15 protein-coding genes are annotated in these 21,436 nt (G+C 68.5%); 5 read left to right on the top strand and 10 right to left on the bottom strand.

From position 1 onward, the window contains the following. Positions 1 to 213: 213 nt before the first annotated feature. Positions 214 to 1,134 carry a GGDEF domain-containing protein gene (locus EC839_RS04140; RefSeq protein WP_007158567.1) on the top strand — a complete coding sequence of 307 codons (921 nt, stop codon included), beginning with the start codon at positions 214 to 216 and terminating at the stop codon, positions 1,132 to 1,134. On the opposite strand, the gene EC839_RS04145 is transcribed toward EC839_RS04140, so the two are convergent. Together EC839_RS04145 and EC839_RS04150 are read right to left on the bottom strand one after the other, a co-directional pair. After that, positions 1,131 to 1,439 (bottom strand): hypothetical protein, encoded by a 309-nt coding sequence (locus EC839_RS04145; RefSeq protein WP_007158568.1) that lies wholly within the window; start codon positions 1,437 to 1,439, stop codon positions 1,131 to 1,133. The two genes, EC839_RS04140 and EC839_RS04145, sit on opposite strands and share 4 nt — an antisense overlap. Before the next feature lie 153 nt (positions 1,440 to 1,592). Continuing rightward, the gene (locus tag EC839_RS04150) at positions 1,593 to 3,212 is read right to left on the bottom strand and encodes a methyl-accepting chemotaxis protein (protein ID WP_007158569.1); all 1,620 of its coding nucleotides are present in this window, start codon (positions 3,210 to 3,212) and stop codon (positions 1,593 to 1,595) included. A gap of 228 nt (positions 3,213 to 3,440) precedes the next feature. Between EC839_RS04150 and EC839_RS04155 the strand changes: the two genes are divergently transcribed. Continuing rightward, complete coding sequence (locus EC839_RS04155; RefSeq protein ID WP_007158570.1) at positions 3,441 to 6,527, top strand: ATP-binding protein; 3,087 nt, start codon at positions 3,441 to 3,443, stop codon at positions 6,525 to 6,527. On the opposite strand, the gene EC839_RS04160 is transcribed toward EC839_RS04155, so the two are convergent. Beyond that, positions 6,524 to 7,840 (bottom strand): APC family permease, encoded by a 1,317-nt coding sequence (locus EC839_RS04160; protein WP_007158571.1) that lies wholly within the window; start codon positions 7,838 to 7,840, stop codon positions 6,524 to 6,526. The two genes, EC839_RS04155 and EC839_RS04160, sit on opposite strands and share 4 nt — an antisense overlap. 394 nt (positions 7,841 to 8,234) lie before the next feature. On the opposite strand from EC839_RS04160, the gene EC839_RS04165 reads away from it, so the two are divergent. Continuing rightward, positions 8,235 to 11,144 (top strand): PAS domain-containing protein, encoded by a 2,910-nt coding sequence (locus tag EC839_RS04165; RefSeq protein WP_007158572.1) that lies wholly within the window; start codon positions 8,235 to 8,237, stop codon positions 11,142 to 11,144. A 9-nt stretch (positions 11,145 to 11,153) separates the two neighbouring features. Here the strand turns inward: EC839_RS04165 and EC839_RS04170 are convergent, their stop codons facing one another. Both EC839_RS04170 and EC839_RS04175 read right to left on the bottom strand, forming a co-directional pair. Further along, positions 11,154 to 12,068 (bottom strand): transporter, encoded by a 915-nt coding sequence (locus EC839_RS04170; RefSeq protein ID WP_165904656.1) that lies wholly within the window; start codon positions 12,066 to 12,068, stop codon positions 11,154 to 11,156. A gap of 107 nt (positions 12,069 to 12,175) precedes the next feature. Continuing rightward, on the bottom strand, positions 12,176 to 13,168 hold the full coding sequence (locus tag EC839_RS04175; RefSeq protein ID WP_007158574.1) for a helix-turn-helix transcriptional regulator: 993 nt from the start codon (positions 13,166 to 13,168) through the stop codon (positions 12,176 to 12,178). Between the two features lie 277 nt (positions 13,169 to 13,445). Here EC839_RS04175 and EC839_RS04180 point away from each other — a divergent pair, with 277 nt between their 5' ends. Beyond that, the gene (locus tag EC839_RS04180; protein ID WP_007158575.1) at positions 13,446 to 14,411 is read left to right on the top strand and encodes an alpha/beta hydrolase; all 966 of its coding nucleotides are present in this window, start codon (positions 13,446 to 13,448) and stop codon (positions 14,409 to 14,411) included. Positions 14,412 to 14,426: 15 nt separating this feature from the next. On the opposite strand, the gene EC839_RS04185 is transcribed toward EC839_RS04180, so the two are convergent. The 3 genes from EC839_RS04185 to EC839_RS04195 all read right to left on the bottom strand — a co-directional run bounded on the left by EC839_RS04185 (position 14,427) and on the right by EC839_RS04195 (position 17,735). Next, entirely contained in the window at positions 14,427 to 15,593 is a 1,167-nt protein-coding gene (locus EC839_RS04185) for a D-alanyl-D-alanine carboxypeptidase family protein (protein WP_007158576.1), read from the bottom strand. A 113-nt stretch (positions 15,594 to 15,706) separates the two neighbouring features. Next, positions 15,707 to 17,080: a HAMP domain-containing sensor histidine kinase gene (locus tag EC839_RS04190; protein WP_132832214.1), complete on the bottom strand. Its 1,374-nt coding sequence runs from the start codon at positions 17,078 to 17,080 to the stop codon at positions 15,707 to 15,709. Further along, a complete protein-coding gene (locus EC839_RS04195) occupies positions 17,058 to 17,735 on the bottom strand; it encodes a response regulator transcription factor (RefSeq protein WP_007158578.1) in 678 nt (225 codons plus the stop codon). The genes EC839_RS04190 and EC839_RS04195 overlap by 23 nt, the downstream gene beginning before the upstream one ends. A gap of 151 nt (positions 17,736 to 17,886) precedes the next feature. Between EC839_RS04195 and EC839_RS04200 the strand changes: the two genes are divergently transcribed. After that, positions 17,887 to 18,675, top strand: coding sequence for a substrate-binding domain-containing protein (locus tag EC839_RS04200; protein ID WP_007158579.1), 789 nt, complete (start codon positions 17,887 to 17,889; stop codon positions 18,673 to 18,675). A 17-nt stretch (positions 18,676 to 18,692) separates the two neighbouring features. Here the strand turns inward: EC839_RS04200 and EC839_RS04205 are convergent, their stop codons facing one another. Both EC839_RS04205 and dctA read right to left on the bottom strand, forming a co-directional pair. Continuing rightward, positions 18,693 to 20,006 carry a CitMHS family transporter gene (locus tag EC839_RS04205; RefSeq protein ID WP_007158580.1) on the bottom strand — a complete coding sequence of 438 codons (1,314 nt, stop codon included), beginning with the start codon at positions 20,004 to 20,006 and terminating at the stop codon, positions 18,693 to 18,695. Positions 20,007 to 20,120: 114 nt separating this feature from the next. Then, the gene (gene dctA, locus EC839_RS04210; protein ID WP_007158581.1) at positions 20,121 to 21,434 is read right to left on the bottom strand and encodes a C4-dicarboxylate transporter DctA; all 1,314 of its coding nucleotides are present in this window, start codon (positions 21,432 to 21,434) and stop codon (positions 20,121 to 20,123) included. Positions 21,435 to 21,436 lie beyond the last annotated feature (2 nt).

Raw genomic sequence — 21,436 nt, forward strand, 5'->3', positions numbered from 1 at the left:
GTTCCTGACCGAACCCGCGCTGTAGCGTGCCGCCTCGCTTGTGGCCGTCAAAGGCGCAGGCTCGGGAACACTGCCGTTCGTCGGCGGCCGGTCCGCGCCGCTTCGCCTGTAGCCACCTTCCTAGCCAGGCGATGGGTGACCCGACGAGGGACCTCATTTCCTACCCTGGCAGGCCGATAGCCTGGAAACCCATGCGACCGCCAGGCCCTGCCCATGTCCCCCGCCGATTCCGACGTCGATCTGCGCACCCTCCTCAATTCGATCCAGGAGTTCATCGTCGCCAAGGACGGCCAGGGGCGCTGGCTATTCGTCAATCGCATCGTGCTCGAAGCCTATGCCATGGTCGGCTTCGACTATGTGGGCATCACCGATGTCGAGTTGATCGAGCGGTTTCCGACCCATGCCGAGGCCTTCCGCTACAACATCAACACCGACGAACAGGCCTGGCAGAACGGCGCGCCCACCCAGATCGAAAAGTCCTTCCTGGGCCCGGACGGTCGCATCAATACCTGGGAAGTGGTCAAGACCCCGCACTTCGATGCCCAGGGTGGACGGCGGCTGCTGACCATCGTCAGTCGCAACGTCACCGAGCGCAAACTGGCCGAGACCGCCTTGCAGGAGAGCGAAAGACGCTTCCGGTCACTGGCCTACCTGGATGCCCTGACCGGCATCGCCAACCGCCGCAGCATCCTCGACCAGATCGCGCATTACCGGGCTGGCGCTGCCGGCCACCTGCCCTGCGCCCTGTTCTATCTGGACCTCGACCGCTTCAAGGCCATCAATGACGAATTCGGCCACGAATTCGGCGATCTGCTGCTGGTGGCCTTCGTCGCCCGGGTCAGCGCCTGCCTGCGCACTGGCGATCTGCTTGGCCGGATCGGCGGCGACGAATTCATCGTCTTCCTGCGCGAGACCTCCGCCGATGCGGCCCTGGCCCTGGCCGAGCGCCTGTGCAGTGCCCTGCAGCGACCCTGGCAGCTGCAGGGCATCAGCCTCCAGACCACCTCCTCCATCGGCATCGCCCATTGCACCGATGGCAGCCTCAATGTCCATGAACTGATCCGCCGCGCCGACGGCGCCCTGTACCAGGCCAAGCGCGCCGGCCGGGCGCGGGTGGTGCTGGCCGAGGCCTAGAGGCGTTCGGTCGGCTGGGCGCGGATCAGGATTTCGCGCTGGCGAAAGGCCGTTTCCAGCCGGCGCCGATAGTCCGCCCACCAGGCCCTGTCCAAGGCCTCGGTCATGACCTCGTAGACCAGCAACTCGTCGTCCTCGACGCGCTCCGCCTCGTCCTGGCACAGGCCCTCCACCGGCGCCCGGCTGAAGGCGGTCAGCCCGCCGAAGCGCGCCACCAGTTCCTCACGGACCTCCTGGAACAGCGCCCCGGGCAGGCGCTGGCCGTCGTTGTCGTTCAGGGGTAGCAGCAACTGGATGAGGTACATGGCCGTCTCTCCTGGGATCTTTCGCTGCAGACCCCTGGCACCCCGGACCGGTTCCCGACCGCTGGTCCTGCCATGCCGGCCTGCCGGGAGACTGGAAACGAAAAGGCCCTGCCGAGGGGCTCTCGGCAGGGCCTTTCCAGGCGTTCAGCTGGATCAGACCGAGAAGCGACCGACCAGGCGATTCATGTCCACCGCCAGGCGTGAGACCTCATGGGCGGCCGCGGCGGTCTGGTGGGCACCGGCCGAGGTCTGGATCGACAGATCGCGGATGCTGACCAGATTCTGGTCCACCGATCGGGCGACCTGGGCCTGCTCTTCCGAAGCCGTGGCGATGAGGAAATTGCGCTCGTTGATCTCGGTGATGGAGCGGGCGATCTCCTCCAGGGCGGCGCCGGCTTCGTGGGCGATCTTCAGGGTGGCGGTGGCCTCGTCGCGGCTGCGTTGCATGGCCTGCACGGCGCCTTCCGAACCGCTCTGGATGCCGCCGATCATCTGCTCGATCTCGCGGGTGGATTCCTGGGTTCGGTGGGCCAGGGCGCGCACCTCGTCGGCGACCACGGCGAAGCCGCGACCCTGTTCACCGGCCCGGGCGGCTTCGATGGCGGCGTTCAGCGCCAGCAGGTTGGTCTGCTCGGCGATGCCGCGGATCACATCGACCACGGTGGCGATGCCTTGCGCCTGTCCGGCCAGAGCGACGATCTGCTCGCTGGTGTGGGACACGGTACTGGTAAGGGAGTTGATGGCATTGACGGTCTCGGTGACGCGGGCCGCGCCCAGGCCGGTGGAGCGCTCGGATTGCTGCGCCGAGGTCGAGGCCGAGGCGGCGTTACGCGCCACCTCCTCCACGGCGGCGGTCATCTCGTTGACCGCCGCGGCAGCCTGTTCCACCTCGCCGTTCTGACGTTGCAGGCCACGGCTGGCTTCTTCGGTCACGGCATTCATCTCTTCGGCGGCGGACGCCAGCTGGGTCGAGGCTTCGCCGATGTGGCTGACGGTGTCGCGCAGGGTCTGCTGCATCTGCACCGTGGCCCGCATCAGGTCGGCCATCTCGTCGCGACCCTCTGCCACAACCGACACCCGCAGATCGCCTTCGGCAATGCGCTTGTTGATGGCCAGCACCTGGCGCAGCGGCTGCAGGATGCTGCGGGTATAGAGCACGGCCAGCACCACGGTGAGGACCACGGCCACGGCGGAGATGATCCCGAGCAGCCAGAGGTTACGGCTATAGGTCTGGTTGGCCAGCTCGCCCGCCTGCTTGGCGCCGCGTTGGTTGAAGTCACCCAGGGCGACGATCTTCTCCTGCAGGTCGTTGGTCAGCGGACGGATGTTGGCATTGACGTAGGCGGTCCCTTCGCTGGCCGGACGCGTCCGAGCGATGGCAACGATCTCGTCGAGCCGTGCGTCGTAGGCCTTGACTCCGGCGGACACGGCATCGGCCAACCGCTGCTCCTCAGGCGAGGCGACCAGGGCCTGATAGGCCGCCACCTCCTTCTGCAGCTGGCCGCGCGTCTGGGCGATGGTCGCAGCAGCGGTCTGCTTCATCTGGTCGTCCTCCGAGGCCACCATGCGCAAGGTCTCCAGGCGCAGACGGAGCACCAGGGTATCCATCTTGGCGGTCTGGGCGATGCTGGCCATCCAGTTGGTCTCGACGTCCTGCTCCGCTTTATAGAGCGAATTCAGGCCGACGGCCGAGGTGACCGCCAGTACCAGAAGCAACAGGGTGACGGCGGCAAAGCAAACGGCCGAACGGGCCGACAATCTCAGGGTGCGCATGGAATGACTCCGGGCAGACAGGGCAGATTCACCTCCTTCTGTTCGGCGTCACCGTCCCTTGACTGAATAGCCACCCATCGCCGATCAGCGGCACCCCCTCGATAAGCTGCAGGCTAGAGCTGGCGCGGCCTGCAGCGATATGCACCGGCCCGACGACGGGAGCTCAAGCCTGGCAAAGGACCACTCGAACTCAAGCTAGAATGAGCCTTCTCCACCATCGAAATGCCCATGTCGCCTATCAAGTCCCGCCCCGCGCACCTGGTCCCGCTGCGCAACCGCCTGCTGGCCATCGCCTTCGCCGGGATCGTGCCCCTGGCGCTGATTGCCGGGCTGGGGCTGTGGCTGCTCGTCCATCACCAGCAGCATGAAGCTGAACAGCGGGCGCTGGAATCCAGCCGCCAGGCCGCCACCACCATCGAGAGCGAACTGCGCCGTTCGGTGACCATCCTCCAGGCCCTGGCCGAGTCGCCCCTGCTGGCGGCGGGCGACCTGGAGGGCTTCGCCACCCTGGTCGAGCGGGTCCTGCCGTTGGCGCCGGGATGGCGCTCGGTGCTGCTCGCCACACCGGATGGCCAGGTGGTCCGGCGCATCTCGACGCAACAGCGTCGACCCGCGGGCTCGCTGGCCGAGCCGGAAAGCTTCGCCGAGGTGGTCGCCCGACGGCGCCCGGTCATCGGTCAGCTGGGCAAGGGGCCCTCCGGCCAGCTGGCCTTGCCAGTGAGGGTGCCGGTGCAGCGTGAGGGTAGGCTGAGCTTCGTGTTGACCGCGGTGATGACACCGGAAAGCATCCGCGCGGCGCGTCTGGCCCGCGCCCTGCCCAAGGACTGGGTGGGCTCGGTATTCGATCGCCATGGCCTGCGCATTGCCCGTACCAGTCTGCATGAGGAAAGCCTGGGCGAGCCCGCCCTGCCAGGCCTGGCGGCGATCCTGACGCAACCGGGTGAGGAAGGCGTTGGCACCGCCCGTACCCGCGAAGGCCGCCAGGTCTATACCGCCTTCGTGCGGCTGCCCGATTCCGGCTGGACCGTGACCACCGCCATCCCCACCGAAGAGGTGACCGCGGCCGCCAATCGCTCCTTCGCCCTCTATGGCGGCGGCCTGGTGCTGTCGGTGGCTTTCGCCTGGGCGATGGCCCTGCTGCTGTCGCGGCGCATCAGCCAGCCGGTACAGGCGCTGCAGGCCGCCGCCGAGGCGCTGGGCCAGCGCCAGCCACTCGTGCTGCCGGACAGTGACGTCCTGGAGATCCGCCAGGTCGGCGAAGCCCTGCTGGCCGCAGCCGACGCCCGCCGGCTGCTGGAAGAGGAGCGTGACGACTACCTGCGGGGCCTGCAGCTAAGTCAGGAACAGTTGCAGCTGCAGGTCGCCGATCTGGAGGTCCTGCAACGGCTCAATCATCGTCTGCTGCAATTGCCCTCGCTGTCGCAACAGTTGCGGGAGATCCTCGAGGTCCTCTGCCACTTTCATCAGACGTCCCTGGGCTGCGTCTCGCTGCTGGAAGACGGCAAGCCGCCGCAGCTGTATTTCGCGCCGGGCTTCGCGGCCGAGGAGCAGGACCAGTTGGCCGCCCTGCAGCCCGAGGACAGCGCCTGTGCCGCCGCCCTGCGCAGCGGTACCCGCGTGGTGATACCGGAGCTGGCGACCGCGCCGGAGTTCGCCGCCCTGGCCACGCTTGGCCGCCGCCTGGGCTTTGCCGCCCTGCATGCCGTGCCCTTGCGCAGTACCCTGCACGGCACCCTCGGCGCGCTCACCGTGCACCTGCCGGAGGCCGGGGAACCCACGCCGCGCCAGCAGCGCCTGGCCGATCTGTGCGCCTCCAAGGCGGCGCTGGTGATCGATCGCGCCCGGATCCAGGAGGCGGCGCTGCACTCGCAACGCCGCCTGCGGGTGGCGCTGGAGAGCTCGCAGGTGTCCTTCGGCATCGCCGTGCCCGCTGCCGAAGGCGGCTTCGTCTGGGACTATCTCAACCCCATCGGCGCCGCCACCCTGGGCCACGACGGCAGCGCCGCGCATCCCAGCCTGCCCTGGGCCGGTCCGCGCATCCTGCAGGCCTGTGGTGAGCACCAGGCCGACGAGGCGGCCTGGTCCGTCGAACTACAGGGCGCCGATGCCAGTGGCACCAGCCGCTGGCTGCAGATCAGCGCCACGCCCTTCGACGGCAACGTGGCGGTCTGGTTTCTCGACATCACCGAGCGCAAGCGCCAGGAACAGCAGCTGCGCGACAACGATCGGCAAAAGGATGAATTCCTCGCCGTGCTGGCCCATGAGCTGCGCAACCCTCTGGCGCCCATCCGCCATGCGGCGGCGCTGATCGCCGCGCCCCAGGCCTCGCTCGAACAGCAACAGCGCAGTTGCCAGACCATCGAGCGGCAGGTGGAACGCATGGGCGCCCTGCTCAACGATCTGCTGGACATCTCACGCATCACCTTTGGGCGCATCACCCTGCACAATGCCTTCGTTACCCTGCAGACGGTGCTCCAGGCGGCGGCAGACGCGGCCCAGGCGCCGATGCAGGACAAGGGTCAGAGCTTCATGCTGCAACTGCCCGAGGCGCCGCTCTGGCTGTACGCCGATACGCTGCGCCTGGAGCAGATCTTCATCAACCTGCTGGGCAACGCCGCCCGTTACACGCCGGCGGGTGGGCGCATCACCCTCGCCGTGTGGACGGGCGACGACGAGGTGCGGGTGGAGATCGCCGACAACGGCATCGGCATCGCGCCCGAACGCCTGACCGATCTGTTCCAGATGTTCGGCCAGATCGATCCGCGCCTGGCGGAACGCTCGCCGGGCCTGGGTATCGGCCTGGCGCTGTCCCGCGAACTGGCGCGGCTGCAGGGTGGCGACATCACCGCGACCAGCGCCGGCCTGGGTCAGGGCAGCCGCTTCACCGTGAGCCTGCCGCTGACCGTGGCGCCTCCGGCGGCAATTGCCGAGCCCGTCGCAGCGGAGCCAGCACTGCCGGCCACCCGGCGGATCCTGGTGGCGGACGACAACCCCGACATCGCCGACACCATCGCCGAATTGCTGGAGCTGGATGGCCACGAGGTACGGGTCGTCTACGACGGCCAGGCGGCGCTCACGCTGTTCCAGAGCTATGGCCCCGACATCGTCATCTCCGACATCGGCATGCCGGGGCTGACCGGTCACCAACTGGCCCGGGCGATCCGCGGGATCCCGGCCGGGCAGGCCGTCAAGCTGATCGCCATGACCGGCTGGGGTCAGGCCCAGGACAAGGCCGAGGCCTTGGCGGCGGGCTTCGATCATCACCTGACCAAGCCGGCCGACATGCAGACCCTCTATGCGCTGGTGGGCGGCTAGGCGGTGACCCGGCGCGCGCCGGCCAGCCGCGTCAGCCCATAGAGCGCGGCGCCGACCAGCAGCATCAGCGCGGCGCGCCACCAGGTCGCCGCGCCCTGCTGGGCCAGGAGCAGCGCACAGGAGGCCAGGGCTAGCACCGGAAAGAGCCAGTGGACGCGGAAATGCGGGTGTTCGACCCGGTCGCGCTTGAGCACCAGCACCGCCAGGTTGGTGCTGATGAACACCACCAGGAGCAAGAGCACCACGGTCTCGGCCAGCACATCCAGGGTGCTGGTATAGGTCAGGGCGATGGCCACCGCGGTGGTGGCGAGGATGGCGACCCCCGGGGTCTGTCGCCGCGGCAGCACCCGACCGAGCACCGCCGGCAACAGCCCCTGGCGGGCCATGCCGTAGGCCAGGCGGCTGGCCATGATCATGGTCAGCAGCGCGCCATTGGCCACCGCGATCAGGGCGATGACGGCAAATAGCCGGGTCGGCACGCCCAGCCCCGAGGCGCCGAGGACGTCCATCAGCGGCGCGCCCGAGGCCTTGAGCTGCGCCACCGGCAGCACCAGCGCGGCGCCCGCCCCCACCAGCATGTAGACGATGCCGGCGATGACCAGGGCGCCAAACAGCGCCCGCGGATAGACGCGGCTGACATCGCGCACCTCCTCGGCCAGGTTGGCCGAGGTTTCGAAGCCAACGAAGGAATAGAAGGCCAGCAGCGAGGCGCTGAGAATGGCCACCGTGGCCGAGGGCGCATCCACCTCCAGCAGCCGCGCGGGCTCACCCTGCCCCTGGGCGATGAACCAGGCCGCCGCCACGATGACGATCACCAGGCCCGACAACTCGACCAGGGTCATCACCAAATTGACCGACAGCGATTCCTTGATGCCCCGGGCATTGAGCAGGCCGATGAGCACCAGGAAGGCCAGGCAGACCCAGCCGGCCGGCCAGGGCACCAGCGCCTGCAGATAGCCACCGGCAAAGGCCACCGCCAGCCCCGCGGCACTGGTGACGCCAGCGGCCAGCATCGAGAAACCCACCAGAAAGGACAGCCAGGGCCGGCCGAAGGCGCGTTCGGCAAAGACCGCCGCGCCGCCCGCCCTCGGGTACTTGGTGACCAGCTCGGCATAGGAGGCGGCGGTCAGCAGGGCGAACAGCAAGGCGATCAGCAGCGGGGCCCAGATGGCGCCGCCGACCCGCCCGGCGATGGTCCCCGCCAGGGCATAGACACCCGCGCCCAGCACGTCGCCGAGAATGAAGAACAGCAGCATGGGCAGGGTGATGGCGCGTTTGAGCGTGGTGGTTGCGGGGGAAGATTCCGTGGCCATGGCGTGGTGCTCCTGGAGCGGTCGAAGAGACGGACGCGGGCCCTTGCCGAACCCGTCGCGTGCAACCGTAGAGAGCCCACGCGCCGACCGGGTTCCAGCCCCTGACCGTTCGTCCCCCGGGCCGGACGGTCAGGCGCGCGGGCACAGCGCGATCCTGGGCCCCGGCTGCCGGCCAGCCGCCGCTGCGCTTGCCCTCGTCTAGCCCGGGAGCCCGCGCGAGCGCACCGTTTCGCTGGCATGCAGCGGTTTTGCCCGGCCACCGGCAAGCCACCGATCCGCCGGGTTTGCCGATCAGCGGCAGGGCCTTTTCGCCCTCGCGGGCCCTTGCCACACTCTCCGACTTTTTGCGGTCGAACGACCCTGAAGATCCCTTCCCCCGAGGATGCCCAGCAAGATGAGTGAGGGACCCCTGGCCACGCTGACGCGCGCCGAACTCGAAGCCGAGGTGCTGCGCCTGCGCGCCGCCTTGCAGGAGGCCCTGCCGGACAAAGACGCCCCCCGCCGCCCCAGCAAGGCACGCAGCCGCGCCGTGCTGGAAAGCACCACCCAGTTCGCCATCGTGGTCTGCGACCGCGAGGGGCTCATCACGGACTGGAATCCGGGCGCCGAGCAGGTCATGGGCTGGACCGCCCAGGAGATGATCGGCCAGGATGCCTCGCGCTTTTTCACCCCTGAGGACCGGGCCAACCGTCGTGCCGCGTACGAGATGGCCAAGGCGTTGCGGGATGGCAGCGCCATGGACGAGCGCTGGCACCTGCGCAAGGACGGCCAGCGCTTCTGGGCCTCGGGCGAGATGATGGCGCTGACCGACGACGACGGCGAGCCCCTGGGGTTCGTCAAGATCCTGCGCGATCGTACCGTCGAACACCTGGCGGGCCTGGCGCTCAAGGAAACCCAGGAACGCTACCGGCTGGTGGCCGAAGCCACCAACGACGCCATCTGGGACTGGGACTTCAGCACCGGCCAGGTGCGCTGGAACGAAGCCCTGACCACGGCCTATGGCCACGCCCCGGAAGCGGTGGACTCTACCGGCAACTGGTGGCTCGCCCAGATCCATCCGGACGACCGCACGCGGATCGACGCCTCCATCCATGGGGTGATCGATGGCGACGGCCTGGTCTGGACCGACGAATACCGCTTTCTGCGTGCGGACGGCTCCTATGCGCTGGTGTTCGACCGCGGTCGGGTGATCCGTGATGTCTACGGCCGCCCCACGCGGATGATCGGCGCCATGCTGGACATGAGTCAGCTGCAGACGGCGGAAACCGCCCTGCGCAAGAGCGAAGAGCGCTTTCGCGCCATCATCGAGACCATCGGCTCGGCCTTCGCCATCGTCCAGGTTAAATTCGATGCCGACGACAAACCCATCGACTACCGCTTCCTGGAGGCCAATCCGGCCTTCGAACGCCAGGCCGGGGTCAATCTGCGCGGCAAGTGGGTGACCGAGTTCGCCCCCAACCTGGAGCAGTTCTGGTTCGACACCTATGGCCATGTGGCCAAGACCGGCGAACCGGCCACCTTCGAGAACTACGCCAACACCTTCGAACGCTGGTTCGACGTGCGCGCCGTGCGGGTCGGCGACCCGGACGAGCGCCAGATCGCCATCCTCTTCAGCGACGTGACCGAGCGGCGCAACGCCGAGGAACGGCTGCGCGTCAGCGAGGCCCTGGCCCGGGAGAACATCGAGCGGGTGCAGCTGGCGCTTTCCGCGGGCGCCATCATCGGCACCTGGCACTGGGACCTGCCGACCGACAGATTCACCGTGGACGAAGCCTTCGCCACGGTCTTCGGCCTCGATGCGCAGCTGGGCCGCGAGGGCCTGAGCCTGGCGCAGGTGGTCACCAACGTCCATCCCGATGACAAGGAGGGCCTCGCCCGGGCCATCGAGGTGGTGATCGCCCAGGCCGGATCCTTCGCCCATCAGTACCGGGTGCGCCGCGCCGACGGCCACTACTACTGGATCGAGGCCAACGGCCGGGTCGACCATGCCGCCGACGGGACGCCGCTGCGCTTTCCCGGCGTGCTCATCGACGTCGAGGAGCGCCGCGCCATCGAGGCCGAGCGCGACAAGGCCCTGGCCGCCCTCCGCGCCCTCAACGACACCCTGGAGGTGCGCGTGGCCGAACGCTCGGCCGAATTGATGCAGGCCGAGGAAAAGCTGCGCCAGTCGCAGAAGATGGAAGCCGTCGGCCAGCTCACCGGCGGCCTCGCCCACGACTTCAACAACCTGCTGGCCGGTATCTCCGGCGCGCTGGAACTGATGGAGACGCGCATCGCCCAGGGTCGGCTGCGCGAACTCGATCGCTACCTGGTGGCCGCCCAGGGCGCGGCCAAGCGCGCCGCCGCCCTCACCCACCGGCTGCTGGCCTTTTCCCGGCGTCAGACCCTGGCGCCACGACCGGTGGACGTCAACCAGCTGATCGATGGCCTCACCGACCTCATCCAGCGCACCGTGGGTCCGAGCATCCAGGTCGAGACGGTCGGTGCCGCCGGCCTCTGGCCCGCCCTGGTGGATCCCAGCCAGCTGGAAAATTCGCTGCTCAACCTGTGCATCAATGCCCGCGACGCCATGCCCGACGGCGGCCGCATCACCATCGAGACCGCCAATCGCTGGATGGATCGCGAGACCGCCCGCGCCCAGGATCTGCCGGAAGGCCAGTACCTGTCGCTGTGCGTGACCGATACCGGGGTCGGCATCCCGCCCGAGGTGGCGGCCCGGGTGTTCGAGCCCTTCTTCACCACCAAGCCCATCGGCCAGGGCACCGGCCTGGGCCTGTCGATGATCTATGGCTTCGCGCGCCAGTCGGGCGGCCAGGTGCGGCTCTACTCCGAAGTCGGCCAGGGCACCACCCTGTGCATCTATCTGCCGCGTTACCTAGGCGAGGCGCCGGCCGACGAAGACCTGGCCACGCGCCTGGACATGGCCGGCAGCGCCCAGGGCGAGACGGTGCTCATCGTCGACGACGAGCCAACGGTGCGGATGCTGGTGGTGGATATCCTCGAAGACCTCGGCTACGCGGTGATCGAAGCCGCCGACAGCCTCACCGGCCTGAAGATCCTGCAGTCCGATGTGCACTTGGATCTGCTGATCACCGATGTCGGTCTGCCCGGTGGCATGAACGGCCGGCAGATGGCCGATGCGGGGCGCCAGTCACGCCCGGGGCTCAAGACCCTGTTCATCACCGGCTATGCTGAGAACGCCGCCATCGGCAACGGCCACCTGGACCCCGGCATGGAGATCCTGACCAAGCCCTTCGCCGTGGACACCCTGGCGGCGCGGGTGCGCGAGATGATGGGCGGCTAGTCCACCCCGCTAGAAGCTGGCGCCGATCTTCAGCGCCACCGTATAGCCTTCCGCCCGGTTGCGCGTCTCGAATTCCTTGTAGGCGTGCAGCCAGATGGCCGGCAGCCCAGAGGCGGGGTCGAAGTAGCTGAGCGCCGGCCCCAGCGCCAGGGTGCGGGCGCGGTTGCCACGGGTCAGGCCGGGGGCGTCGTCGTCGCTGAGCTGGCGGTAATAGTAGCCGCCCAGCCCCGCCGTCCAGGGACCGACGTGCTGGCCCACGGCGAATTCGTGGCGATACTCCACCCCGCTGCGGTAGTCGGTGGCCGAGTTGCGCGCATTGATGTCGACCTGGAAGCTGGACGACAGCTCCAGCCCGCTGGGGCTGATGTAGCTGGCATTGAAGATCGGCGAGACCGTCCAGTGGTTGGTCCCGGGACTGACCAGGCGATTCTTGTCGTAGTCGCCGGTGGGCGCCTGGATCGACAGCTGGGTGTTGATGCCCACGCCGGGCGCCGGCTCCCAGGCGAGGATCAGCGGGATCAGCTGCAGGTCGGCCGGGCGGAACAGCTCGGCGCTGTCGCTGAACACCCGCTGCCCGCCGGCGTTGATACCGAGGTCCGCATCCATGCGAAAGAACACCGAGACCGCGCCGAAGCCGTAGCGCGCGCCGAACAGCTGCTGATCGGTCATGCGCAGATAGGCCAGGCCGATGGCCAGGACGTTGATGTTGAAATCGTTGCCATCGTCCCGGCCATGGCTGTCCTTGATCACCCGCGCCTGGTAGTCGCTGAAGCGCATGCCGACCGTACCGACCGGGGTCGACGGCGGCATGAAGCCGGCGCCGAAGTCCTGCACCCCGGCGGCGGTGGTCGGCATGCCCTTCTCGGTGGCGTGGGTGGTGGCGGCCAGCGCCGCGAGTGACAGGACGGCGGCGCGGGTCAGCATTCCGGGCAGAGACGGCATGGCGGGATTCCTCAGGGCTTTCGAGCGGGCGAGCGAGGCCTCACCGGGCACGCGAGGCGCCCGGTCTTGGCATAGGGATCAGGGGGAGATCAGTCCGGCGCGGCGGCGACCTGTTGCGCGATCTGCGCCTTGCGGTTGACGCCGAGCTTCTCGTAGATGCGCCTCAGGTGATGGCGGACCGTGGCCGGCGCCATGCCCAGGTTGCGGGCGACTTCCTTGTAGGTCTGGCCGAGGGCGAAGCACTGGGCCACTTCCAGCTCGCGGGCACTGAGGCGTTCCGCCGAACTGCGCCGGCGCGCCTTGAGCAGCAGCAGATCGCCCAGCGGCTGGGCATCGAGCTGCAGGGTACGGCCCTGGTAGGTGCCCTGGGGATCGCAGGCGGGCGGCAGCCGATTGCCCTGCCAGCCCTCCCACTCCCCCGCCAGCAGGGCGGCGAAGCCGGGCTCCATGGACAGCAGCACGCCATAGCGATCGCACACCGCCAGGGCCAGTTCGTCGAAGCTGCCCTGGCTGTCTCTCAGGGTCGCCAGGGTGCGCAGGCAACTCTCGCGCTCGGCATGCAGCAGGTGCGGCATCAGCCATTCCACCAGCTGGCATTCCAGGGCGGTGAAGGGGGTGGTGGGATCTTCGCGGAACAGCGTGAGGTGCACGCCCAGGCGGGTCTGGTCGTCGGTGAGCACGATGCGCAGGCCATGGGCCAGGCCATACCGCTGCCCCAGGGCCGCCAGACTCGGCGAGGCCGTCAGGTCGCGGCAGTCGAACACCTGGCAGCGTCCCTGCACCAGGTGCAGGTCGCCGAGGGTGCGGTCGTCGGCCTTGAGGGCATCCCATTCGCGGGTATAGCTGCCGGGCAGCCCCAGCAGAAAGGTGCTGTGCGCCACGGGGACGCCGTCGCGCCAGGCGGAGTTGCCCCACCAGGCCTTGTCGAAGGCGACCAGGCGCTGCAGCTGCGCCAGGGCCTGGGCATGGAATTCGGTGATGGCCCCGCCCCGCAGGCGGGCTTGCAACGCCAGGACGACCTGGCTGAAGCGTGCGACCACGTCGCTGGGCACACTGCAGGAAACGACGGCTGACTGATCCATGCTACCCCCATTGTTTTGATTGTTTGGGTAGGATGCCGGCCCCCTGACGAGGCCTGGCTTGGGTCCGAGTCTACCGTACCGCAGCGGCGCGCCTATCGTTCAGATGCAGGATAGGCCACCCTCAGCCACGGGCGCGCCCGCGCAACGGCCGCGGGCTAGCCGAGGTCCAACAGCCGCCGCCATCGTTCATCTGATCGATAGACCCGCCCCAAGCCTGCGGCGAGGCTGGCGGCGACCCGGCGTCCATCCTGGCGCCCGGGACCACAGGAGAAGCCCCATGCCCGACGTCTTCGCGCGCCTCAGTCCCGAGGTTGCCGGCCTGCTGGCGCGGCTGGCCGCCCACCCGCAGCCGCCGCTGGACAGCCTCACCCCGGCGCAGGCGCGCGCCGCCTATGTGCAGCTGAATCGCACCCTCGGCCTGCCGCCGGCGCCGGTGACGCGGGTGGACGCGCTCAGCGCTCCCGGTCCGCTCGGCCCCATCCCGCTGCGCCTCTACCGCCCCTATGCGGAAGACGATCGACCGCGCCCGCTGGTGGTCTATCTGCACGGCGGTGGCTGGGTGATCGGCGACCTGGACAGCCATGATTCGCTCTGCCGCCAGATCGCCCTGGGCACCGGCTTCGCGGTGCTGGCGGTGCACTATGCCCTCGCCCCCGAGCATCCGGCACCGGCGAGCCCCGACGATGTGCTGGCCGCCCTGCACTGGCTGGCCCAGGCCGGCAGCGCCTTGAATCTCGATCTCGACCGCGTCGCCGTGGCCGGCGACAGCGCCGGCGGCGGCCTGGCGGCCATGGCCGCGCTGCACCTGCGCGAAGGACCGCTCAGGCTCAAGGCCCAGGTGCTAATCTACCCCGGCGTCGACAACACGCCCGAGGCCTGGAATCACCCCTCGCGCATCGAGAACGCCCAGGTCCCGCCGCTGACCCGGCCGATGATGGATTACTTCTCCGGGATGTATCTCCAGGACGTGGACACCCGCGATCCGCGCGTCTCGCCGCTCTATGCCCCCTCCCACGCCAACCTGCCGCCGGCGCTGATCTTCGGCGCCGAATGCGACGCCTTGCGCGACGATGCCCGCCTCTATGCCCAGGCGCTGATCGGCGCCGGCAACGCCGTGGAGTACCACGAGTTGCCGGGCATGATCCATGGCTTCATCGAGATGCTCGGGGTGCTGCCAGGCGTGCGCTGGACCCTGGAAAGGATGAATGCCTTTCTGCGCGAGCACCTGCAGCAGGCGACCTGAGGCCGCCCGCGCGGGTCAGACCCGGCCGAACCAGTGCAGCACCAGCCGGTAGAGGTGCTCCGGCCAACGCGACCACCAGCCGCCCTGCGCCGCCGCCTCCAGGGCCACCAGCGGGCGGGTCTGCAGGACGCGGTCGCCCTCCACCAGCTCCAGGCGGCCGACCACCGCGCCCTGGGCGATGGGCGCCACCAGCGGCTCGTTCAGTACCAGCCGGCGCTCGGGCGGTTGCTGGCCCTTGGGGCGGGTCAGCACCACGTCCTCGGTCACGCCCACCGGCAGGGTCGCCTGCTCGCCCTCCCAGATCGCCGGGGTGCCCAGGGCGACGCCGGCCTTGTCGAGGCTCAGGTTGTCGAAGAAGCGATAGCCATAGGTCAGCAGCTTCTGGGTGTCCGCCGCGCGGTTGTTGATGGAGTTGGAGCCGAACACCGCGGTGATCAGTCGGCGTCCGTCGCGCAGCGCCGAGGTCACCATGCAATAGCCAGCCGCCTCGGTATGCCCGGTCTTGAGGCCGTCCACGGTGTGGTCGCGCCAGAGCAGCAGGTTGCGATTGGGCTGGCGGATGCCATTCCAGGTGAAGTACTTCCTGGCATAGAGCTCGTAGTAGGCCGACTCGTCCTGGATGATGGCGCGGGCCAGCAGCGCCATGTCGTAGGGCGAGGAAAAGTGCTCGGGGTCGGGCAGCCCGGTGGGATTCATGAAGTGACTGTCGTGCAGGCCCAGGCGCTGCGCGGTGGCGTTCATCAGACTGGCGAAGCTCTCGTTGCTGCCGGCGATGTGCTCGGCCAGGGCCACGCTGGCGTCGTTGCCCGAGTCGATGACGATGCCCTGCAGGAGATCGTGGACCGACACCTGGCTGCGCGGATCGAGAAACATCCGCGAGCCTTCGGTGCGCCAGGCGTGCTCGCTGACGGTGACCGGGTCGTCGGCCTTGAGCTGGCCGGCCTGGATGTCGCGGGTCGCCACATAGACGGTCATCAGCTTGGTCAGGCTGGCCGGCGGCAGGTGCTCGTGGGCATTCTCTTCGGCGATCACCTGGCCGGTGGTGGCGTCCATCAGCACCCAGGCCTTGGCCGAGAGCTGGGGTGGCGAAGGAATCAGCACGGTGGCGGCGGGCGCAGCGGCGGGCGCGGCCTCGACCTGGCCGAGCCAGGCGAGACCCAGGGCGGCGAGGCCCAGTAGCAAGGGGTGTTTCACGAGCGGCAGATCCGGTGTGGCAGGAGGGGCCCGCCATCCTGGGAGAGCCCTGCCCCGGTCTCAAATGAAGCAAAATGAAGAAAAATTTAGGAAGGCGCACCTCACCCGGCGCTGGTGATGATCACCCGCGCGCCCACCGGTTCGGCCGCCTCGATGCTCAGGCTGAAGCCATGCAACCGCACGATGGCCGCCACCAGCGACAGGCCCAGGCCATAGCCCGGTTGCTGGCGACTGGCATCGCCGCGATAGAGCCGGCGCAGCACGCTCTCGCGCTCGGCCTCGGGAATGCCGGGGCCGTCGTCGATCACCTCGATGCGCACCGCCAGGCCGACGCCACGCGCCACCAGCCGCACCCTGCCCCCTTCGGGAGCGAACTTGAGGGCGTTGTCGAGCAGATTGACCAGCGCCTCGAACAGCAACTCGGCGTCGCCCTGCACCTCCGGCAGCGCCTCGCCCAGTTCCAGACTCAGGGTCTGGGCCTTTTCCTGGGCCAGGGGTTCGTAGAAGTCATGGGCCTGGCGCAGCAGCGCGGCCAGGTCCAGGGGCGCGAAGGCCATGCGCCGCCGGGTGTCCTCCAGCTCGGAGATGCGCAGCAGGCCCTGGAAGCGCGACATGATGGCCTCGGTCTCGGCCAGCGCCTCGCCGAGGCTCTCGGCCTGAGGTTCGGCCAGCGGCAGTTGCTGCAGCTGGTGCAGGCGCGCCCGCAGCCGCGTCAGTGGCGTGCGCAGGTCATGGGCGATGCCGTCGCAGACGCCCTTCACCTCGTGCATCGAGCGCTCCAGCTGCGCCAGGGTGGTATTGACCGCATCGGCCAGCATGTCCAGCTCGTCGTGGCGCGGCGACAGTGGCAGGCTTTCCTCCAGGTGACCGGCGACGATCCGTTCCAGGCTGCGTTGCAGGCGCTCGACGCGCCGCAGCGGTCGTCGCCGCAACAGGTGCCAGCCGACCAGGCCGGGGATCAGGGTCAGCGACAGGCCCCAGAACAGCGCCTGGCCGATGATGCCGCCCACCGCCGAAATGGAGCCGCCGTCGCGGGCCAGCACCAGGATGCGGCCGTCGGCGCGGCGCTGCAGAAAGGCATGGCTGCTGCGGGTCTCGTCCAGGGCGTCGGTGGTCCTGAGCCCGCGCTGCAGGTAGTGCACCCGGCCGTCGTCCGGCAGGTTGCGCAGGAGCTTGACCAGGTTGCCGGCCACATAGCGCCCATCGGCCTCGAACAGGCCGTAGGCGTCGATGCCGGGCATGGAATAGACCTCGCTGGCCTGCAGCTCGCCCAGCAGGTCGGCATCGGCCACCTTGCCGTAGTAGTGCGCCCGCTGCAGCAGGGTGCGCTCCGCCACGGCGCCCAGGTAACCGGAGATCTGCCAGTAGAGCACCCCGGTGAAGACCGCTCCCCAGGCCACGAAGAGCAGCGCATAGAGTGCCAGCAGGCGGCTGCTGCCCGAGCGCCAGCGCCTAGTCCGGGACGACGAGGACATAGCCGGCTCCGCGAACGGTATGCACCAGCGGCCGCCCCGCCCGCTCGATCTTGCGTCTGAGCCGCCCCATGTGCACGTCGATGATGTTGGTGCCCGGATCGAAGTGATAGCCCCAGACCTGCTCGAAGAGCATGGTGCGGGTCACCAGCTGCCCGGCGTTGCGCATCAGGTAGGTGAGGATCTTGAATTCGGTGGGCAGCAGGGCGATGGCTTCGCCGGCCCGGGTCAGGGTGTTCTCGATCAGGTCCAGGGTCAGCTCGCCGACCCGCAACTGGTGACTGGCGGACTGCGCGCCCGGCCGCCTGAGCAGCGCTTCCAGGCGGGCCATCATCTCCACCAGGGAAAAGGGCTTGGTCAGGTAGTCGTCACCGCCGCACCTCAGGCCGCGTACGCGCTCGTCGACATCGGACAGGGCGCTGAGCATCAGCACCGGGGTGGCGATGCCGAGGCCACGCAGGGTGCTGACGATGGTCAGGCCATCGAAGTCCGGCAGCATGCGGTCGAGGGTGATGATGTCGTGGCCGCCGGCGATGGCCGCGGCCAGGCCCTCGCGGCCGGTGCTTTCCCAACGTACCTGATAGTCTTGCGCCCGCAATTCGCTGGCGATGGCGTGGGCGGTCACCTCGTCGTCTTCGATGACCAAAGCCTGGGTCATGATGGCCTCTGGATCTGGCGCCCGGTCTGGCGGACCGGACACCCTAGGGAAAACGACCAGGTCGGTAAATTAAATTTTTCTTCATTCGGACTAACGCGCTTCCGCCTCGCCCGCGGTCTATCGTCGGTCTTTTCACCCTGGAGTCCTCACCATGTTTCGACGTCTGCCCACCCTCGCCCTTGGCGCCCTGCTGCTGGCCTCCACGCCGCTGCTGGCCGCGCAACCCGTCACCACCCTCACGGTGCTGAGCTCGGGCGGCATCATGGGCGCCATTCGCGAAGTCGCCCCGGCCTATGAAAAGGCCACCGGCGTGAAACTGGACATCGCCGCCGCGCCGTCGATGGGCGACACGCCCCAGGCCATCCCCCAGCGCCTGGCCCGCAACGAGCCGGCCGACGTGGTGCTGATGGTGGGTTCGGCGCTGGACAAGCTGGTCGCCAACGGCCAGGCGCTCAAGGACAGCCGCGTCGACCTGGGGCAATCCTTCATCGCCATGGCGGTGCGCAAGGGCGCGCCCAAGCCGGACATCTCCACCATGGAGGCCTTCAAGCAGAGCCTGGAAGGCGCCCAGTCGGTGGCCTATTCCGACAGCGCCAGCGGCGTCTACCTAGCCCACATCCTCTTCCCGCGCATGCAGCTGAGCGATGCCTTCAAGGCCAAGGCGCGCATGATCCCCGCCGAGCCGGTGGGCGAAGTCGTCGCCCGTGGCGAGGCGCAGCTGGGCTTTCAGCAGCTGAGCGAATTGAAGCCGGTGCAGGGCATCGACATCGTCGGCCTGATCCCCGACCAGGCGCAGAAGATGACCCTCTACTCCGGCGCCGTGGTCAGCAAGAGTACGCACCCGGATGCCGCGCGCGCCCTGCTGCAGTACCTGGCCTCGAAAGACGCCGCCAAGGCCATCGAGGACAGCGGTCTCAAGCCCATTCCCACGCAGCAATAAGGACCAGGCCGCCGGCGTCAGACGAAGAAGGAGATGGCGCCGGTGAGCAGGGCGATGGCGGTGATGACCAGGGAGGTCAGCACCGCCCATTTGACGGTGGCCTTCTGGAAGTCGCCGATGTCGCGGTCGACCATGCCCACCAGCAGCAGCGTCGAGGCCACCAGCGGACTCATCAGGTGCACCGGCTGGCCCAGCACCGAGGCGCGGGCGATCTCCACCGGATCGATGCCGTAGGCCGCGGCGGCGTTGGCCAGGATGGGCACCACGCCGAAGTAGTAGGCATCGTTGGACAGCACGAAGGTCAGCGGCATGCTGGTGATGGCCACCACCAGCGGGAACCAGTGGCCCCAGGCCGGCGGAATCCAGTCGACCAGGGTCTGGGCCAGGGCATCGACCATCTTGGTGCCGGAAAAGATGCCGGCGAAGATGCCCGCGGCGAACACCAGCAGCACCACGGTCATGGCATTGCCGGAGTGCGCCAGGATGCGCTCCTTCTGCAACTCCAGCTGCGGATAGTTGATCATCAGCGCCAGCACGAAGCCGATCATGAACAGGATGGCGGCGTGCATCACGCCCATGACCAGGGCGGTCATCACCGCGATCACCAGCACCAGGTTGACGTAGGCCAGGCGCGGCCGCTTGGTCGGCGAATCACCGAGGATCTCCTCGATGTAGCACTTGCCGCCGGCCGCCCCGCCGCTCTCCAGGGCGACGTTGCCGATGCGCGCGCGCTCGCGGCGACCGAGCAGGTAGGCGGTGAAGACCACCCAGGCCGCTCCGCCGATCACCGTGGGCAGCATGGGAATGAAGTAGGCGGTGGCGTCCAGCCCCAGCGCGGCGATGGCGCGGGTGGCCGGGCCGCCCCAGGGACTCATGCCGCTCATGATGCTCAGCGAGAGCATGGAGACGGTCGCCAGCACCATGGGATTCATGCCGATACGCTTGTACAGCGGCAGCATGGCCGCGCAGGTGATCATGTAGGTGGTGGTGCCATCGCCGTCCAGGGCCACCAGCAGCGAGAGCAGCGCGGTGCCGATGGCGATCTTGACCGGGTCGCCGTTGACGCGCTTGAGGATCTTGCGGATCAGCGGATCGAACAGCCCGGCGTCGATCATCAGGCCGAAGAAGAGGATGGCGAACAGCAGCAGCGCCGCCGAGGGCGCCACCATCTTCAGGCCGTCGAGCATCATCTTGCCGGTGGTGGGGGCGAAGCCACCGATGAGGGCGAAGACGATGGGCACCACGGTGAGCGCCACGATGGGCGACAGACGTTTGCTCATGATCAGGTAGGTGAAGGTCACCACCATGATCAGACCGAGAAGCGCGAGCATAGGCATATCCCTTGTTCTTGTTGTGGGTCTGGCCGGCCGCGGGCCAGCCGATCCCCGCCTCCGGCCAGCTGACGGCGCGGAGGTGGGATTGCAGCGGTAGCGGGGTTGGAACGATCAGGCGTGGGGACGAACGTCCGGTGCCGTCCACTCGGCGGCCTCGGGCAGCGCCACGGGTTCGGCCTTGCCACTGGCCAGGGCGCGCATCAGCTTGTCGCGATCGCAGGCGCCCTCGCCCAGCGCGATCACCACGGTGGCCACGGCGTTGCTGGCCAGGCTGGTGAGAGCGCGGGCCTCGGACATGAAGCGGTCGATGCCGATGAGCAGCGCCAGCCCCGCCAGGGGGATGTCGTGGATCACGGTGAGGGTCGAGGCCAGGGCGACGAAGCCGCTGCCGGTCACCCCTGCCGCGCCCTTGGAGGACAGCAGCATGATCGCCAGCATGGTCAGGGTCTGGCCGACGGTGAGGTCGATGTTGCAGGCCTGGGCGATGAAGACCGCGGCCAGCGACAGGTAGATGGCGGTGCCGTCCAGGTTGAAGGAGTAGCCGGTGGGCAGCACCAGGCCGACCACGCCCTTCTTGCAGCCCAGGCCTTCGAGCTTCTGCAGCATGCGCGGCAGCACCGGCTCGGTGGACGAGGTGCCCAGCACCACCAGGAATTCCTCGCGGAAGTAGCGCAACAGCTTCCACAGGCTGAAGCCGCGCGAGCGGCACAGTGCGCCCAGCACCACGAAGACGAAGAAGGCACAGGCGATGTAGAGGGTGGCGATCAGCTTGGCCAGGGAGCCCAGCGAGGTGATGCCGTACTGGCCGACGGTAAAGGCCAGGGCGCCAAAGGCACCCACCGGGGCGAAGCGCATCAGGTAGCCGAAGATGCGGAAGACCATCTGCGACGCCGACTCCAGCACGTCCAGCACCGGCCGGCCGCGCTCGCCCATGGCGGACAGGGCGAAGCCGCAGAGCACGGCGATGAACAGCACCGGCAGCACCTCGCCCTTGTTGAACGCCCCCATGAAGGTGTCCGGGATGATGTGCATGAAGAAGTCCACCACGCTGAGCTTGGCCGCCGACGCCGTGTACTGGGCGATGCTGGCGGTGCTCAGGGTCGCGGGATCGATGTTCATGCCCACGCCGGGCTGGAACAGATAGACCGCGCCGAGGCCGATGAACAGGCTGATGACGGTGAGCACCAGGAACAGCAGCAGCGTCTTGCCCATCAACCGGCCCAGGGTGCTCTTGTCGGTCATGCCGGCGATGCCGGTGACGATGGTGCAGAACACCACCGGGGCGATCATCATCTTGATCAGCTTGATGAAGGCGTCACCCAGGGGCTTGAGCGCGACGGCCTGTTGCGCCCAGAAGTGACCGACCAGCACCCCGAGGACCACGGCGCAGAGGATCTGGAAGTACAGCGATTTGGCAAGTTTCATGG

The organism is Pseudomonas sp. JUb52, from assembly GCF_004341115.1.
Classification (GTDB): domain Bacteria; phylum Pseudomonadota; class Gammaproteobacteria; order Pseudomonadales; family Pseudomonadaceae; genus Chryseomonas; species Chryseomonas oryzihabitans.